Origin of the sequence: Photobacterium lutimaris (assembly GCF_003025555.1) — a bacterium.
Taxonomy (GTDB): Bacteria; Pseudomonadota; Gammaproteobacteria; order Enterobacterales; family Vibrionaceae; genus Photobacterium; species Photobacterium lutimaris.
In genome coordinates, this window is sequence record NZ_PYMH01000002.1 from 688,828 (window position 1) to 706,569 (window position 17,742).

At 49.3% G+C, this 17,742-nt stretch carries 16 protein-coding genes; 4 read left to right on the top strand and 12 right to left on the bottom strand.

Features of this window, described 5'->3' with window-relative positions; translation table 11 throughout:
* Window positions 1-8 precede the first annotated feature (8 nt).
* On the top strand, window positions 9-590 hold the full coding sequence (locus C9I99_RS08640; protein ID WP_107348439.1) for a GNAT family N-acetyltransferase: 582 nt from the start codon (window positions 9-11) through the stop codon (window positions 588-590).
* Window positions 591-691: 101 nt separating this feature from the next.
* The gene (bamJ, locus tag C9I99_RS08645; protein ID WP_107348440.1) at window positions 692-1,165 is read left to right on the top strand and encodes a BamJ family beta-barrel-assembly machinery protein; all 474 of its coding nucleotides are present in this window, start codon (window positions 692-694) and stop codon (window positions 1,163-1,165) included.
* A gap of 59 nt (window positions 1,166-1,224) precedes the next feature.
* Here the strand turns inward: bamJ and C9I99_RS08650 are convergent, their stop codons facing one another.
* From C9I99_RS08650 to hinT, 9 genes are all read right to left on the bottom strand, one after another.
* Window positions 1,225-1,443, bottom strand: a complete 219-nt coding sequence (locus C9I99_RS08650; RefSeq protein WP_338069659.1) for a DUF7661 family protein — start codon at window positions 1,441-1,443, stop codon at window positions 1,225-1,227.
* A 36-nt stretch (window positions 1,444-1,479) separates the two neighbouring features.
* Window positions 1,480-2,769 (bottom strand): NAD(P)/FAD-dependent oxidoreductase, encoded by a 1,290-nt coding sequence (locus C9I99_RS08655; protein ID WP_107348442.1) that lies wholly within the window; start codon window positions 2,767-2,769, stop codon window positions 1,480-1,482.
* A gap of 310 nt (window positions 2,770-3,079) precedes the next feature.
* Window positions 3,080-3,622, bottom strand: a complete 543-nt coding sequence (ycfP, locus tag C9I99_RS08660; protein ID WP_107348443.1) for an alpha/beta hydrolase YcfP — start codon at window positions 3,620-3,622, stop codon at window positions 3,080-3,082.
* A gap of 85 nt (window positions 3,623-3,707) precedes the next feature.
* Window positions 3,708-4,556, bottom strand: a complete 849-nt coding sequence (locus C9I99_RS08665; RefSeq protein ID WP_146151174.1) for a DUF6279 family lipoprotein — start codon at window positions 4,554-4,556, stop codon at window positions 3,708-3,710.
* A gap of 139 nt (window positions 4,557-4,695) precedes the next feature.
* The gene (locus C9I99_RS08670) at window positions 4,696-5,586 is read right to left on the bottom strand and encodes a phosphotransferase (protein WP_107348445.1); all 891 of its coding nucleotides are present in this window, start codon (window positions 5,584-5,586) and stop codon (window positions 4,696-4,698) included.
* 18 nt (window positions 5,587-5,604) lie between these two features.
* The gene (lpoB, locus tag C9I99_RS08675) at window positions 5,605-6,198 is read right to left on the bottom strand and encodes a penicillin-binding protein activator LpoB (RefSeq protein WP_107348446.1); all 594 of its coding nucleotides are present in this window, start codon (window positions 6,196-6,198) and stop codon (window positions 5,605-5,607) included.
* Window positions 6,199-6,249: 51 nt separating this feature from the next.
* Window positions 6,250-6,636, bottom strand: coding sequence for a YcfL family putative periplasmic lipoprotein (locus C9I99_RS08680; protein WP_107348447.1), 387 nt, complete (start codon window positions 6,634-6,636; stop codon window positions 6,250-6,252).
* Complete coding sequence (locus tag C9I99_RS08685; protein WP_107348448.1) at window positions 6,636-8,021, bottom strand: COG3014 family protein; 1,386 nt, start codon at window positions 8,019-8,021, stop codon at window positions 6,636-6,638. Before C9I99_RS08685 ends, C9I99_RS08680 begins: the two co-directional genes overlap by 1 nt.
* A gap of 137 nt (window positions 8,022-8,158) precedes the next feature.
* A complete protein-coding gene (gene hinT, locus C9I99_RS08690; protein ID WP_107348449.1) occupies window positions 8,159-8,509 on the bottom strand; it encodes a purine nucleoside phosphoramidase in 351 nt (116 codons plus the stop codon).
* Between the two features lie 445 nt (window positions 8,510-8,954).
* Between hinT and C9I99_RS08695 the strand changes: the two genes are divergently transcribed.
* Window positions 8,955-10,958: a methyl-accepting chemotaxis protein gene (locus C9I99_RS08695; protein WP_146151175.1), complete on the top strand. Its 2,004-nt coding sequence runs from the start codon at window positions 8,955-8,957 to the stop codon at window positions 10,956-10,958.
* A 241-nt stretch (window positions 10,959-11,199) separates the two neighbouring features.
* Window positions 11,200-12,231, top strand: coding sequence for a dihydroorotase (pyrC, locus tag C9I99_RS08700; RefSeq protein WP_107348451.1), 1,032 nt, complete (start codon window positions 11,200-11,202; stop codon window positions 12,229-12,231).
* A gap of 134 nt (window positions 12,232-12,365) precedes the next feature.
* Here the strand turns inward: pyrC and C9I99_RS08705 are convergent, their stop codons facing one another.
* The 3 genes from C9I99_RS08705 to C9I99_RS08715 are packed head-to-tail and all read right to left on the bottom strand — an operon-like array spanning window position 12,366 to window position 17,591.
* Complete coding sequence (locus C9I99_RS08705) at window positions 12,366-15,461, bottom strand: efflux RND transporter permease subunit (protein WP_107348452.1); 3,096 nt, start codon at window positions 15,459-15,461, stop codon at window positions 12,366-12,368.
* A gap of 2 nt (window positions 15,462-15,463) precedes the next feature.
* A complete protein-coding gene (locus C9I99_RS08710) occupies window positions 15,464-16,549 on the bottom strand; it encodes an efflux RND transporter periplasmic adaptor subunit (protein WP_107348453.1) in 1,086 nt (361 codons plus the stop codon).
* A 1-nt stretch (window position 16,550) separates the two neighbouring features.
* Window positions 16,551-17,591, bottom strand: a complete 1,041-nt coding sequence (locus C9I99_RS08715; protein WP_107348454.1) for an efflux RND transporter periplasmic adaptor subunit — start codon at window positions 17,589-17,591, stop codon at window positions 16,551-16,553.
* Between the last annotated feature and the right edge of the window lie 151 nt (window positions 17,592-17,742).

A 17,742-nucleotide genomic window follows, 5' to 3' on the forward strand; every position in this document is an offset into this window, starting at 1 on the left:
TAGCTAGGATGAAAGCAGACTACCAATTAACAAGTGAACGCTTATTGCTTCGCCCCTACAAGAATGCAGATCTGTTGGATTTGCTCGATGCTATCCACCGCTCGCAGCAAAGCCTGTCTCCCTGGTTGCCTTGGTGCCACGCTCAATACAATCAACATGATGCTCATGAGTGGATTCATGCCAGCCAGCAAAACTGGGTCTATGACATCAGCTATGAATTTGCCATCTTTGAGCGCGCCACCGATATATTTCTTGGCAGTACATCCTTGAGCAATGTCTCCGAACTCACCAATTCGGCTGAATTGGGGTACTGGATCCGCTCCAGCGCACAAAGAAAAGGCTACGCCACAGAAGCTTGCCAGGCGATTGCCCAATTTGCTTTTGACACCCTCGGCCTGACACGCATTGAAATTGTTAGCCACCCCGGCAACCTTGCGAGCCAGCGCACCGCCCTTGCCACTAAAGCCCATTTCGAATGTACCGCACGGAACCGTATCATCACCCGAGATGGGCCGGTCGATGGCTTGCTGTTTTCGCTGATCCCCAGTGACATTGCCCCTTCGACACCGCCGAGCCTAGGATTGCCATAATCTCGGCTGAAGTCCCCCTTTCCCCCACCTTTCACCAGCGGGTGAGCTCTGCTACTATCAGCAAGTATATTCAGCTTTGTATTACGAAATAAGGAACTTACGTGTTTAAAATTATCCTGGGTATCGCCCTTATTGCGCTAGTTATCTTCTTTATGCAACGCTCGCAAGGTAATAAGCAGGCAGCAGCTGAAAACATCACAGCTGGTGAAACCTTCCTTGCCGAAAATAAGGAAAAGGAAGGGGTACAAACAACGGCATCAGGCCTACAGTACTTGGTTCTGCAAGAAGGAACAGGTTCGGTGCACCCTAAGGCAAGTGATAAAGTGACCGTTCATTACCATGGCACCCTACTTGATGGCACGGTATTCGACAGCTCAGTCGAGCGCGGTGAGACCATCCAGTTTGGCCTCAATCAGGTTATCAAGGGCTGGACAGAAGGCGTCCAGTTGATGGTTGAAGGTGAGAAGACACGGTTCTTCGTCCCAGCCGATCTGGCCTATGGCAACCGTTCGATTGGCGCTATCCCACCAGGCTCAGTACTGATTTTTGATGTTGAGCTGTTTAAAATCAACTGATCACCACGGTTAGACGACATAAAAAAACGCCCCTAAATAGGGGCGTTTTTCATTCAAGCTTATAACTGACGGACGTCAGGATGTTGACTACTCGCCTGCTCATGATAGATATCCGCGAGGTACGTCGCCAAATCAGCGTCTTCCAGCTCGGGGGGAATAGCAACATCATAAATACGGGCACGCATTGCGGTCTCTGATTCTTTGAACAGCAACCAAAATCCATCTTTTTTCTGCACTGACATCTTGGTGCCGAATACATCAAACATTAAGAACATCATTGTTCTCCTTTTTGTGCCCCGTATAGCGTTACTCGCTTAGTGAAGCTTCAGGTTTGGGCGCAACACGCGGTTAATGCGGCCTACCAGCATCATCAGGCTGGTTTTAATCACGCCATGAAGAGCGATTTGGTGCATGCGGTACAACGAAATGTATACCACGCGAGCAATACGGCCTTCAACCATCATCGAGCCTTTGGTCAGGTTCCCCATCAGGCTACCTACAGTCGAGAAGCGGCTCAACGAAACCAACGAGCCGTGGTCACTGTAAGTATATGGCTTCTGCTCACGATCTGTGATCTTAGCAACGATATTTGAAAAACAGCGGCTTGCCATTTGGTGAGCGGCCTGAGCACGTGGCGGAACAAAGCTACCGTCTTCCTGAGCACAAGACGCCAAATCGCCAATCACGTAGATATCGTCATCGCGCGTGGTCTGTAGCGTCGGTTTAACCACCAGCTGGTTTATACGGTTAGTCTCAAGGCCTGCAATATCCTTGATGAAATCAGGCGCTTTGATACCTGCCGCCCATACCATAATTTGGGCTGGGATATGATCGCCATCTTTGGTCGTCAGACCTGTTTCATCGGCCTTGGTTACCATAGTCGCAGTGCGAACATTCACACCAAGCTTGGTCAGTTCACTGTGGGCAGCAGAAGAAATGCGCGGCGGCAGAGCAGGCAAGATACGCTCACCGGCTTCAACCAAGTTAACATTCAAACGTGAGCTGTCCAGATCACCAAAACCATAGTTTTTAAGTTCTTGTACTGCATTATGAAGTTCTGCCGATAGCTCAACACCTGTTGCACCGGCACCGACAATTGCGATATCGACTGTTTTTTGCTCTTTGTTGGCATGCAGTTTCAGGAACTGGTTGTTCATTTTTGTACGGAAGCGGTGTGCCTGCTCTGGGCTATCCAGGAAAATACAGTTCTCACGTACACCAGGGGTATTGAAATCGTTTGAAGTCGACCCAATAGCCATAACAAGAATGTCATACTCCAGCTCACGCTCAGGCATCAGCAGTTCATTTTTCTTGTCATGCAACGGAGCGAGTGTAATCACCTTGCGCTCGCGGTCGATATCTTTCAGGCTGCCCATCTGGAAATCAAACGAGTGGTTTTTCGCATGTGCACGGTAGCTAAGTGCATCAACGCCTGCATCCATCGAGCCGGTTGCAACTTCATGCAACAGTGGCTTCCACAAATGACTTCCCTTACGGTCGACCAACGTTACTTTTGCGCGGCCTTTACGGCCCAATGTACGCCCCAGCTTCGTTGCTAGCTCCAACCCACCGGCACCACCACCGACAACAATAATTCGCGTCATCATGACACTCCTTCCAAAAATATAAAAAATCACAAATTCGATCTGACCCGACCTCGATCCAGTCAGCATAATTCTTTTTTTTCAACAGCTTAACTTTAAATATATCTGGGATGCTTGCTACATCTTCTTGATTAGATTAACTCAACTTTTTTTGATCCATCTCAAAAAAAGTTAAGATTTGCATTATAAGCGAATATTATTTCAAGGCAAGAAATAATTGATTAGGATCAAGATAGCAGAGGATTTTCGTGCCAGTATCAGAGGGTGATTTTAAGCAGACGGACCAATGCCGCCTGCTTGCAGGAAAGTGTTACGCGCTTTCTTTGAATGCTTTTATTGTTTGGAGGTGCTGGGAGATTTTCTTGAATTTATGTGTTTCTTTTTCATCCCAAATGATTTTGTAAAAATCACCTAAGGCATCTTTGGTAAGATTATTGTCTAAAACTTCATCATTTTTTGAAAGTATGCAAAGGCAATTACCCGCATTTTTTGTACGAAAATCTGTGACGCATTTGGTTGAAATATCAGCATACTCTTCAGGACGATCGATACGACCTTCCATGTTGCGTTCTGGGGACAGGTTAGGATTGAAAATAACTTGCTTCATACCGCACAGAAAACCAATCCGCTCAGACCAATACCCGCCAAGCCCCACACCACAAATCAGCGGGTGCTCATCAGCAGACTCTGCCTTTAATTTATGCACTTCTTTTAGCAAATGCTGCATATCATGCTTAGGATGCAAGGTACTGTAATTCACAAAACGTACGTCAGGATCAATGAACTGAAGCTGCAATACCTTTTCATGGTTACCAGGGCTTGTTGAGTCAAAGCCATGCAGATAAATAATCATTTTTCTTCCCTATTGTGATTATCAGTAAAATCAATCTACCACGTTTTGTATGGTTTGTTGACACTCCTTTCACAGGAAATAATCGCTATTGATTGATAAGTAGAGCGACATCCTTACGCAGGTCGATAAGCTTACGGTTTAGGTAAGATTGCTGCTGCGGTGACATCGTATGGTTGAGGCGGCGCATTAACTCAAAACGGCGGTTGAGATAAAAACGGACCTCGGCTTGGTGCTCACTGCTGTTCAGGGCCACCATATCCCGCATCAACTGGGTAAACTGTCCTTTAAATGCCGGTTGAGTCCGAGTTTTCATCAGCTGTTGCCAGCGCGTTAAGTAACCATTACGCAGAGAGCGAAAAATTGGGGCCATTTCCAGTTGGTAGCCTGCCAACTCTGTCAGTAACTCTTTTTGCCTGCTAGTTAGCGATCCGACCCAGTCTTGCGTAAAATCTTGTAGCCGCCCTGCACGTTTGGTTAATTTTTGCGAGTCGCTTAACTGACTGCGCTCTTCATCAAATTCAGCAAAACGTTGACGCAAACTCGCCTCAACCTGCGCGACCTGGGTATTGTCCAACTGAGAAAAAACGTCTGCCAGGGGATCGGCCAGTATCGCTGCAGAATCTTGCCCGAGCTGGGTGAATACCGTGTAGTATTCCTGCACTTGGCCGTAGCTCATGGGGGCGAGCAGATCGGCTTGCAGCCGATCAATCGCGCGGTGAATTTTGGGCATTTCCTGCCGCCGGTGAAGTGCCAAGGCACTGTCCAGTCCGCGATCGAACACCGACTCTTGGGAAGAGGTGAGCGTAACATAGGAAGAAAGGCGGTAACTTAGCCATACATCAATGTTGTTGTAGGCCAATCGCGTGGTACACCCAGTAACAATCACTACGCCCAAGGTGAGTACCGCCCATTTCGGGAGCCTATTACTCATCATATTCCCCTCGTTTAACCCTACGCTTGATGCCCATCAGGTCAAGTTACGTAACCGGGCGCCACATAAGATCACCCCGAACCTATAGGTACGAACTACTTGCCGTTTCTTATTGTAGACGAGGGAAAGCTAAAAGTATCGACTAATCAGATAATTGCAGTTCATTCCACAACTTACCTTGCAATACTCGTGCTTCCCAGAGATAGCCGTCATCGGGTTGTGACTGGTTTGAAAAGCATTGTGCCCCAACATAAAACCATAGCATCGCCAAATAATCACACCAAGGCTGCCAATACGTTACAGCCGTTAGCCACCGAGACTGCTCTGCCGCATCGGTGATCCCCTGTAGCTGGCAATAATGACTGACAGACACCGATAACTCCAACTGGTTGGCTGCGATAGTCAGCGCCAAATCCAATGACGGATCACCAGCTGCGGCATACTCCCAGTCAATCACTTTGTGCTGACCGTCCGGAGCCATAATCACGTTATACCACCCCAGATCATGGTGGCAGCAAGTGTCAGCAAACCATGTTGGAACGGATTTGGATTGGAAATAGGCATGAATACGGCAAAGTTGATGGTCATCCACAGCACTAGCGACATACTGCCAATAATGAGCGCCTCGCTGCTGACAGTCGAGCCGCCACGCAGGCAAAGGAAGGTGATGAATCGTCCCCAATAAAGCCATGACGGTTTCAACAGGGAGATCGGGCTTAGCGGTTTGCCCTACGGCCCACTCGACTAATAGCCCCTCAGCGAAAAGGGCAAAAGGGCGTGGTGCTACCGCGTGCTTGCCGGAAAGATAAATGGCCTGGAGTACATCATGCTCATGCTGGCGTGACACCCCGAAGGACTGTGATGAGGCAGAATGAGGCCGCCATACAAGGGTATGGCACCGGCCAGTCTGACAGTGCTTAACATCTACCTGCCAGCAGCGATTGCTGAGGCCGCCGCTGAGAGGCTGTGCACTGACGAAGAGGTATTCCGGTAACCTGACTCTGATCAGAGCCTGCACGTCATCGATACTCATGTCACCGGAATGCCCTTGTTACCAGCCCAGAAGGCTCTTCGATTCTTGCTTGCGGATCTCGGTTTCGTCAGCCCACTCAATCAAGCCCGTTTCCAAGTCCATCAAACGCATGGTCATCTTGTAGTACACGTCCTTATCACTACCGGCTGACTTAACGATGCTCGACAGGTTACCGTAAAGCATGTATTCCGCCCCGACCATTTTACCGAACTGAATGGCGGTGCTCTGGTTAACCAACTCATCGTTGTTCTGGAAATTAAGCTGCTTACGTACATCTTCTACGCGAGTCATGTCTACAAAGCGGAATTTGCCTGAGTTCAGCAAGCGCGTGCTGACTGAGTCAGTGATTGACTCGGTATCAATATGTTCGCTGGTTTTGTTTTTGATGCTATCGACAACAATGATAGGGCGCTGGCCATTACCGGTAATGTAAGCCACCGAGCCGGAGGTCAGCATGCTGTCTGTCATTTCTTCTGCAATCTTTTGCAAGTCTGTCGAGCCAAACTCAATGGTGGTTGTTTCAGCCTGCTGAGCATCACCGTAGCTCACTTTCTGGGCACAGCCGCCCATCAGTGCTGCCACACCCATTAATGCGATTACGCTTTTTTTCATTGTTTTACCTTTATTAGTCAAACAGCACTCGCAACAGTGCCAGTCCCAAAATTAATAATCTGCTTTTCGGATATATATCCGGTATTGCGTTGCCTGAGGGCTTCTGGCAACGGCTTGTAATGTCATTGTATCTTTACCGTGCAACACAACCTGGCGCCATGGGCTATCGCTGCCACTGACCTCTAGGCCCAGGGCGTCATACCAATAAAAGCGGTATTGAAGGTTGAGATCAGAATCGATCTGACTGGTAACCGGAACCCCGGCCTTCATCAGCCCATTGACGTCAGAAATGTTGGCCTGCTCAATCGATAGACGACTGGCCAATTGAGAGTTACCAATGACCACGCTTTGGTTACTGCTTTCAATGCTGATCCCAGACGTTGTCGAGGAGCATGCTGCTAGGCCCAAGACCATCCCCAATACAAGTAATATTCTCATTAGTTATTCCCCAATAAGACTGACCATCCGGTCAGCTGATTTCCCTGACGAGACACCCAAACCATGGTTGTTCTACCGGCTTTGACATCTACATCTATCTGATGGCCATTCCAAGCCAAATCATACTGCCCTGCCGCGATATCTTGCTGGGCAATTGCCACTGAGGCCGGCAAGCTTTGCCAACTCCTGGTATCTGGTTGTTCGGTAAGGGTGTTGAAAATATTGGTCAGCACGTTGCCGATATCGTCCCCTTTCCTCGCCGCTGTTTTGCGTACTTCGTTCTTGGCGGCGACCCGTAACGCCTGTCGCAGCACAATCATGGGTAAATCTTCTTGTAATCTGTAACGTGCCATGCCATCGACATTGGCGACGGTACTGTCAACAAGTGGCTTGCCATTGAGTTGTAATGGCGAATAAGCGTTATTGGACGGGTTGGCATAATAAGGCAGCGCCAAATTATAAATCACCCCATCGCCTCGGCTGTCCGTCAACCAAATAGGTAAACGCCAGCCGTCTCTTGCCGAAACCACCCCTTGCTCGTCAAACACGATAACCCTGCCAGTGCTGGCAGAAGGTGTTTGGTATTTGCCATAACGCGCTTGCAAAGATGGCAGATCATTATCCATCCGCATCCGCGTCGCCAGACGCAGTACTGTCTCTGCGACAAACGGGTTGTTAGGCGCAACAGCCAGTGCCCGTTTGTAGTCTATGTAAGCACTGTTCAGATCACCGTCGGCTTCGTACAGTACTCCAGAGAGAAAGAACAAATACCCATTCTGGATATTGCCCAGTTGGCTGCCGACATCAGGGTAGCGCGCCAAAACAGCACCGAGATTTTGATCCAACCCTTGTCGGCGTGCTTCTTTCGCCGCCTTGTTCAGTTCAGCTTCTCGCAGTCTTTTTGCGGCTTCCTGTACTTGGTTCGCACGACGTACCTCTACCAAGGCGCCGCTGAGATCTCTTTGCTGGAGGTAGTTAAGAGCCAGGTACAAATGTAAAAAGCCCAGCTCATAATCTGCCGGCTGATAGGTGATCATGTTGTCGTTGGTCAGTAACGAGCCAACTTGATTGAACCCTTCCGAAATCTGGATATTGGCCTGGCGCTGCTGCTCTTTTACCGCATTGTCAGCTAACTGTAACGCACCAAAACTTTGTGGATACTGGCCAGCGACAAAGCCAACCCGCCCTTTTTCCATTCCATCAAGAATTTCACCTGCAGGCGCATCAGGCAATACGTCCAGCGCTTGTTGATACAAGCCCTGCTGCATTGCCTGATGGGTCTTACTATTTGCCGCACTATAATGACTAAATAAGCTCTGGGTCGACAGGTTCGCACAAGCAACCAATCCCAAAGACAGCACCGCTACGACGGCATGTTTCAACATCTTATGACTAACCCTAATAAAAAGCCTGAGTGCCCTTACCGTCGGCAAACACGCCGTAAATACACGCCACTCAGACTTCAATTTGGAACAGAAGTTCACTTGTCCTCGGTTTGCCTGCTAGCTCACCAAGCCTTGTGCTAACCCACAAGCATTGGCCCGAGAGGACGACCACCCAGCAAATGCATGTGGATATGGTATACCTCTTGGCCACCATGCGGATTACAGTTCATGATCAAACGGTAACCGTCTTCAGCAATGCCTTCCTGCTCAGCCAATTTACGGGCAACTGTAAACAGGCGTCCCATCATCAACTCGTCTTCTGCTTCCACATCATTGACGGTCGGCAACAGTTTATTCGGGATGATCAAAATGTGACTTGGCGCACGCGGGTTAATATCGCGGAAAGCCGTCACCAAATCGTCCTGGTAAACAACATCAGCTGGGATTTCCTTGCGAATAATCTTACTGAAAATGGTCTCTTCAGCCATGTCTTGCTCCATTTATCGTTATCGAATCTACACTTGCAGTATGCTCGACTACGCTCACAAGAGCAATATTGAACATTGTTTTTAATCTTTTTTCCAGTGTTTTTTTTCCATCCACCACATTCAATTCCGCCAAGTACCTTGAGCTGAGCGACTCGAACGAGTTCGTGAGCAAATACCAGACAGTCGAATAACAAAGTTATTTTTTGATGCAGCGGTCAAAGAATGTAAGAAGCCAAATCATTTACTATTTGGTATTAATCTCAAGGACTATATCAATAATTTATTGTTTAACTGAGTCAAGTTTGACGTATTTTAGTTTGCTTTTTTTGCTTCTAAAAATTTAAGCGTCACATTTTGTACGAAGACCAAAACCATAATTCTAACTTCGTATTACATTGCCATAAGTAAGATCTGCTGTCGCTTGCTTGTATTTTTTAGGGATATTATGAAGACAACGAAACAGACCTCCGTCATCCGACGTATGTATACCGGAATCGCCATCATGGTAATGCTATTTGTGGCCACTCTGGTCATGATGCTCGATGGCACCAGCCGGATCCATCAACAACTCCAAATCGTCACCAACCAATCTTTACCCTTGGTATCACTGTCAAACCAAGTCAGTGTCAGGCTTTTGGCGGCAGATAAGATCTACAAGGATTTTCTCACCAGCCAAGATCTGGCTCGAATGGACAGCTACGAAGAGCAATTCGGACACGCCCACAAACAGTTTCTGGCCGCCTTCGAACAGCTTGAGAATGCCGCACAAGACAATACGGCTCTCAGCAGCCAACTTGAAGCACTTATCGCACTGGAGAATCGTTATTTCCGCGAAGCCCATACTGCAATGGATAATTACCGGGCCCAACTGATTGCCCAGGCAGATCGCCAACAGTCAGCCCGACGATTCCAGCAGCTGCATAGTAGCCTCAATAATCGGATGAAGGATTATGTTGACGACCAAGAAAGCATTTCAGTCAAAATGATCGCCAAAAACTACTTTGTCAAACTGCAGGAAACGGAGGTCGTCACGTCAGATGCGCTGGCAACTGAAGATATCGAGATCATTGATAACGCGATTAAAAGTAACAGACGTAATATCAATCACCTCAACAATGCCTATCGCTCTTTGCTAGCAATGATGCCTGATCTCAAAGCGATATTTGATAAGTCGATCACACAGTACACGCTGGACATTGGCCAATCCGGCGGGGTACTGGATGATCACTTCCAATATATCGACGCACGCAACCGGCTCTATGACAATATTGCTATTCTTGCGAATGAAATCGACCAGGCCATGGAATTACTCGCAAGCTTCAGTGCGCAGGCAAATACTCAGATGAATACTGCGATCACCAACGCTGACAGGACTTACAGCCAAGGTTACCGCAATGCAACCTTGCTTGGGGTCGGTACCACGCTGTTTGCTTTGTTTATTGGTTGGTATCTTGCGCAAAGCGTTCGTAAGCCGCTAAATGCAACGTTAGCGACCCTTGAAGCATTGGCAAGGGGTGATATGACCAAGCGCAGCCAAGTCAACCAATTCGTTGAATTCAGCAAGCTGGGCAACTACATCAATACCCTTGCTGATAACCTACAAGAGATCCTCGGCAAGCTCAGCCAAGCCTCGAGTGATCTCACGGCAGTCGCTGAAGAGAACCAATCAACCACCACCAAGGCCAAGAACCGACTGCATGAGCAACGCCAACAAACGGCCTCTGTCGCCACTGCGATGACCGAGATGGAGCAGTCTGTCACCGACGTTTCCCACAGCGCGCAAAATTCCATGGAGCGGGTCCACGAGGTTGAAAAGGCATCCGCCACTGGCCGCGAAGTCATGAGCCGAAATATCAACACCACCCACCAACTCTCGACGCGGTTGGACAAGTCAGTTCACGCGGTCTCGGATCTTCAGGAAATGAGCAGCAATATTGGTTCAATCCTCGATGTGATACGCAACATTGCCGATCAAACCAACCTTCTCGCGCTCAATGCCGCCATCGAAGCGGCGCGTGCCGGTGAGCAAGGCCGCGGCTTCGCCGTGGTCGCCGATGAAGTGCGGGTACTGGCCAAGCGAACAACCGATTCGACATCGGAAATCGAGCAGATGATCCAGCGCTTACAGTCCAGTTCGGGGCTCGCTGTCGAGGTGATGCAGAGCTGTGTCAACGAAATGGATAACAGCCTGACTCAGGCATCCGATGCCAACAGTGCGATGGAGGAAATCCAAGCGATTATCCTTGAGATCAGCCAGATGAGCAGCCAAATCGCCCAAGCCGCTGAAGAGCAGCGCAGCACCACCGGATCGATTGCCCGCTCGCTGGAAGACATCAGCCATATTGCCGATTCGAATTACCGTTCGATGGAAGAGGTCGCCGAAGCCAGCAGCAAACTTGATCACCTTGCCCACCAGCAAAACGATCTGGTCCATCGCTTCAAGCTCTAGGCTTTTTCATCACCCAGCACAGCAAAAAGCCAGCCTCCCCAGCTGGCTTTTTCATTACAACGACTTGATCACCAACGCATCCAGATTGGTATTAAACAATTCAGTACCGCTTCAGGCTTTACCACCAGAAGCAATCGTTTGCTCCTTTTGCTCCAATTAATTCAATAGTTTGAAGATGCAGCTTTACAAGCTCAACCAGAGGTTTTAGAATCGGTCGATTTTTTTTGGGAGGGAAGCAACAATGACGACTATTACGATTACACGTCCTGATGACTGGCACTTACACCTGCGGGATGGCGACGTGCTCAATGACACTGTTCGCGATACCAGCCGCTATATGGGCCGAGCCATCATCATGCCAAACTTGGTTCCGCCGGTAACCGATACTGAAGCCGCTCTTGCTTACCGCGACCGTATCCTAGCCGAAAAGCCTCAAGGCAATTTCTCTCCTCTCATGACGCTCTACCTCACCGACAACACCACGCCTGACGAAATCCGCAAAGCCAAAGCAACCGGCCATATCTATGCCGCCAAACTTTACCCTGCTGGAGCCACCACCAACTCTGATTCCGGTGTCACATCGATCGACAAGTTGATCCCGACACTGGAAGCAATGCAGGAAGAAGGGATGTTGCTACTGATCCACGGCGAAGTGACTACCCACGAGGTCGATATCTTCGACCGTGAGCAGCAATTCCTTGATACGGTACTTGGCCCAATCGTCAAAAAGATGCCTGATCTAAAAATCGTGGTTGAGCACATCACCACCAAAGATGCAGTAGAATTTGTTAACAATGCTGGACCAAATGTGGCGGCAACCATCACGGCACACCACCTGATGTTCAACCGTAACCACATGCTTGTCGGCGGGATCCGTCCACACTTCTACTGCCTGCCTATCCTGAAACGCAATACCCACCAGCAAGCACTGGTTGCAGCAGCGACAAGCGGCAGCCCGAAGTTCTTCCTAGGTACCGACTCGGCACCACATGCCCAAGGACGCAAAGAATCGGCTTGTGGCTGTGCTGGCTCTTACACGGCCCATGCCGCCATCGAACTATACACCGAAGTCTTCGAGCAGGCAGGTGCGCTAGATAAGCTTGAAGCGTTTGCTAGCTTCAACGGACCGGACTTCTACGGTTTGCCTCGCAATACAGATACCATCACTCTGACAAAAGAAAACTGGGTTGTACCTGAGACCATGTCTTTTGGCAACGATGTTGTTGTGCCAATTCGTGCAGGCGAAGACATGACGTGGAAAGTGACGGCTTAATCCGCCACCAAGACAATATCCGGTCAGCTTGACTCTCGAGTACGATTTGCCAGCCAAGCCGCGATGAACCAATAAGAAAGGGGTGCCTATATGGCACCCCTTTTGTCATTTAGGCTTTCAAGCCATAATCTGGTTTAGCTGTGCACCGGTTCCACTACGGCGGGATTACTGCCCGGCAGTGGCAAATGGTGGAACAGACGATAAAGCACAGGCACCACTATCAACGTAAGTACCGTCGCAAAACCCAAGCCGAACATGATGGTCACCGCCATCGGCTTAAAAAACACATCCGGTAACAAGGGGACCATGCCCAATACGGTGGTAATGGCCGCCATACAAACCGGCCTGACGCGGCTCACTGCCGCATCCACTACCGCTTGGTATTTTTCCTTACCACTGGCAATCTCGATTTCGATTTGATCCAACAATACAATACCGTTTTTCACCAGCATCCCGGATAAACTGAGGAATCCGAGCAAGGCCATAAAACCAAACGGTGTATTGAGCAGCAGCAAGCCTGTTGTTACCCCAATAACCGCCAGCGGTACCGTCGCCCAGACAATCAGGGCTTCCTTCACTTTATTGAACAAGAAAATCGTGATCAAGAACATCACCAAATAGCCCATCGGCATGGTCTGGAACAAAGAGGCTTTCGCATCAGCCGATGACTCATACTCCCCGCCCCACTCCAACGAATAGCCTGGCGGGTAATCCAACCCTTCAATTTTCGATTGGATCCTAGCTTGTACGGTCGCAGCCGTTTCGTCACCCAGAGGATCCGGATCAGCCATCACGGTGAGCATCCGCTTACGATCCTTACGTGCGATAAGAGGGTCTTCCCAAATGACATTAGTCCCGTTGATCACCTGCTGGAGGGGGATATAACCTTGCGTTGCCGGGCTCCAGATCTTCATCCCTTCAATAGTACTGACATCCACTCGCTCTTCATCAGGCAAGCGAGCAACAATCGGCATCAAGTTCGTCCCGTCTCGATATATCCCGACAGTTAAGCCAGAGAAGGACATCTGCAACAGATCGTCGACATCTTTTTTGGTGATCCCGTAACGACGGGCTTGGCTTTCATTGAAGATAGGTTCAATAACCTTGTTGCGCTCACGCCAGTCGTGGCGGATATTAAATGCGCCAGGATCGGCATTAAGAATATCCACAACCTGTTTGGCAAGAGTACGCAGTACAGTGGGATCGGGACCAACCAAACGCGCCTCTATTTTCGAGCCGGATGATGGGCCAAGCATGATTTGCTTGAGCTTATATTCAAGTTCTGGATGTTTTGTATCCAGCGTCTCTCCGACCTTGCCCATAACCGGCAACACATCCTCGAAATTCTTGACCCGAATAACCAGTTCGCCATAAGAGGAATAGCTCTTCTCCGGCGAGTAGGTCAGCATGAAACGTTGTGACCCCTTACCGGCACTGGTACTGACATACTCAACCCGCTCATCCTGTGCGACAAAGCCTTCTAACTCTGCCAGGGTTGCATTGGTTGCCCGAATATCTGTGCCTTCCGGTAACCAAACATCAACCATGAACATCGGCGTGGTTGATGAAGGGAAGAAAGATTGCTTGAGCAGAGTAAAGCCGTACAGGCTTGCTCCCAACATAGCAACCAATACAATCACCGTCAGCCAGGCTCGACGCATGCAGAATTCAAGAAACGTCTTGTACCAAACAAAGAGCTTACCAGCATAAGGATCAGCGTCAGGATCTTCGCTACCGCTCTCCACCCCCCTGAAGAACAAGTCACTGAAAAACGGCGTCAATGAAATAGCCGTAAACCAGCTAAGCATCAGAGAAACCAGGAGGACGGTAAACAACGTTCGACAATATTCACCGGTCGAGTCCTGGGATAAACCGATCGGCGCGAACGCCATCACCGCAATCACCGTCGCGCCAAGTAGTGGCCATTTGGTTTGGGTTACAATGTCTGAAGCGGCCTGCATCCGGGTCCGCCCCTTTTGCATGCCTATCAGCACCCCTTCAACCACCACTATCGCATTATCGACCAGCATACCCAGAGCGATAACCAACGCACCCAGTGAGATCCGCTGCAAATCGATAGCCAGCCAACTCATAAAGACAAACGTACCCAATACCGTCAGCAGCAAGATCAAACCAATAAGCAGACCTGAACGCAGTCCCATAAAGAACAGCAATACGATGATTACGATCGCTACGGCTTGGCCAAGGCTCACAACAAAGCCACTAACCGACTTGTCCACCTCAGTAGGCTGGCTGTATACCACTCCGATATCGATTCCGACGGGTTGCTGTTCCTTGAGTTCGCGCAGCCTTGTCTCAACCCGCTTACCGACATCAACAACGTTGACCCCCTCCACCGCCGAAATTCCAACATGAAGCGCCTGCCTTCCGTTGTAACTGATCAGATTACTCGGCACCTCTTGGAAGTCCCGTTTTATTTCGGCGACATCTTTAAGGTAAATCAACCCTTCGGCACCGCTATCAGTGATGATCAAATCACCCAGCTCATCGACGTTCTGGAATTCACCGGTGGGATGGACGCGGATATACTCGGTGCCGATACGCACCGCACCCGCACTGGTGACAAGGTTCTGGGTCTCAAGTGTGCTGTAGATAGTCTGCGGTGAGATCCCTAAGCTGCTTAACCGCTGCATCGATATTTCGATGAATACCTGCTCTTGCTGGGTCCCCGTCACCGAGACCTTACCGACACCATCCACCAACTCAACTTCTCGGCGTAGATAGTCTACGTAATCGCTCAGCTCTTTATAGCTGTAGCCCTCGCCGGTCACGGCCAGCAACATTCCGAACACATCGCCGAAGTCATCCACCACCGAGGGCTCATGTACGCCCGGTGGCAGTGAAGGTTTGAGGTCATTGACCTTACGTCGCATTTCATCCCAGATCTGCGGAAGATCTTGCGGCCCGTAGTTGTTCTTCATGGTGACGGTTATTTGAGAGAGTCCACGGCTGGAAACCGAGTTAACCTCATCCACATAGATCAACTGCTGGATTGCTTTTTCGATCGGATAGGTCACCTCTTCTTCAACTTGCAGAGGTGTTGCCCCAGGATAGGCGGTGATCACCATCGCATCTTTAATCGTAAATGCGGGGTCTTCCAACCGTCCTAGCCCGAAGAAAGCCATGGTACCGCCAATCAGGAAAATCAGTGTCAGCATCCAGCTGATCACTTTGTTGCGAATAAAATAAGCTGCAATATCTTGTTTCATAATCAGCCTGCCTCCTTGTCCACAATGGTGACCGACTGGCCTTCACGTAATCTATTAGCCCCTTCGACAACAATATGCTCGCCGGCTTCTAGCCCCTCCAACAGGCGAACACCTTCAGGCACCACCTTGTCGGTAACAACTTTGCGTTTGGTCACTGTGTTATCGTCGTTGACGACCCAGACAAATTTATTGTCCATCGCCAAATCATCACCGTCTTCATTGACGATGGCTTCAAGCGGTATAACCGCTTCTCCCTTTCGGTAGACTTTTAGTTTCTGGGCATCCGCTTTCACCTGAACCGCCATGCCATCGAGAATAAAGCGGTCTTCGGGCATCGGCATAGTCAACGTCACCAGGAATGACCCCAAGTTAGGATCAGGCTCGGTGGTGAACTCTTTGAGTTGGGCTTTAAATTCGGATCCATCTTCAAGCAAGATTATCGCCTTAGGTTGAGACTCCTGGACTTCCACCGCCGTGCTTTGTGAATAGATCATGTCCGGTGCCTGGATAATAATATCGACCTGGTCAGCAAGGTGCAGGTTCATCACCAACTGGCCTACTTGTACATTCTCAAATTGCTCAACAGGTACCCGCGAGATCACCCCGGAGAAAGGCGCTTTAAGCTCAGTAAACGACAGGTTGAGTTTGGCGTAATCCAAACGGGCTTTGGCAATCCTCCGTTGTGCTCTCAGCTCATCAAACTGCGACTGCGGAAGGAAGCCTTGCTTGACCAGCTTGGCCGAGCGGCGGTATTGGCTATCTGACACATTAAACTTAGCCTGAGCATCATCGACTTCCAGCTTATAATCGGTTGGGTCAAGCCGGGCCAACAATTGTCCCTTCTTGACCATATCGCCGGGACGCACTCCAATAAAACTGACCTCCCCTTGGACCCGGAATGACAAACTCGATTTGTCTGCCGCTGCGGCGACTGCCGGAAAAGTCAATTGGGGTGCCGATTGCGCCATGAACACTTCTGCTACCGAAACGGGCACAACGATGGTTCGAGGCTCTAAAGCGGCTTTGTCACAGCCGGCGAGCAGTGTTATCCCACCCATCAACAAAGGTACTAGCGTTAACTTTTTCATCCTACAGCCCCCGCTCTTTTACCCACTTGCGAACTTTCTGTCCTTCTTGCAACTCCTGCACACCAGATGTCGCAATCAAGTCACCATCATTCAACCCATTCAGTACCCGGCGTTTAGCATCAAGGGTGACTGGAACCTTACTGACAATCCCTTGTTCATCCACGCGCCACACAAAGGTACTTTCCCCTTCGGTTAAAATAGCCCGTGACGGTATAGAGCCACTGGAGCTTTGTGGAATAATCACCCGTACATGTCCTGCCATACCGGGTAGTAAGTTAAACCCCTGAGGACGTTCCATAAATAACGTTACTTTGTAACTCGACGTTTTCTCATCGGCTTCGGTATCAATTTCCTTGAACTCAGCAGAAAACGTCTGGTCAGGAATAGTATCGAAAGTAACGGTGGGATCTTTTTCAAGATTGGCATGGCGCTGGAAGCGTGACAAAAGTTGATCTGGCAACAGGAAAGTCACATTGATCAAGCCAGCGCTTTGAATATGCATCACCGGTTGTTTGGCAGCAACATATTCATAATTTTCAACTAATGATAAAGACAGAGTGCCATCGTAAGGTGCAAGCAAACTCGCATAGTTCAAATTGGCCTGAGCCTTATCCAAATCGGCTTTAGCTTGATTAAGCTCAGCTTCCGAGCGGTCGAAATCCAGTTCAGACACCACGTTGGTTTTCAGCAACTCTTTATCACGCTTGTATTGTACTGCAGCCAGTTCATAATCAGCGTTGGCCTGCTCTAGCAATAAACGAAGTTCATCGGTATTGAGATGAGCAAGGACTTGTCCCCGCTTGACAACATCACCGGGGTTACCGTTGAGCTTATCTAACTGTCCTGACACCCGGAAAGCCAGTACGGCTTTATCTCCCGCTTCGACAACCGCGGGAAATGTCCGAAAACTTTCAGTATTGCCTACTGATACAGCCTCGAGCTTGACAGGCCTAGAGTCTGGTTCAGGAATGACGACTTCTTTATCCCCGCATCCTTGTACCATTAATGCTAACAAGGCCGGGGCCCACATCATGCGTCCCATAAAATCCTCTGTATTTCTTCTTTTTTGTTGTAATTATTTATGATACCAATTGCGCCGAGCGCGATTTCGTAACACCAAAACGCTTGTTAATACTATAGCCCACATGCCGCTACAATAATGAAACAAACCTCAGGAAAACAACTAAAAACAG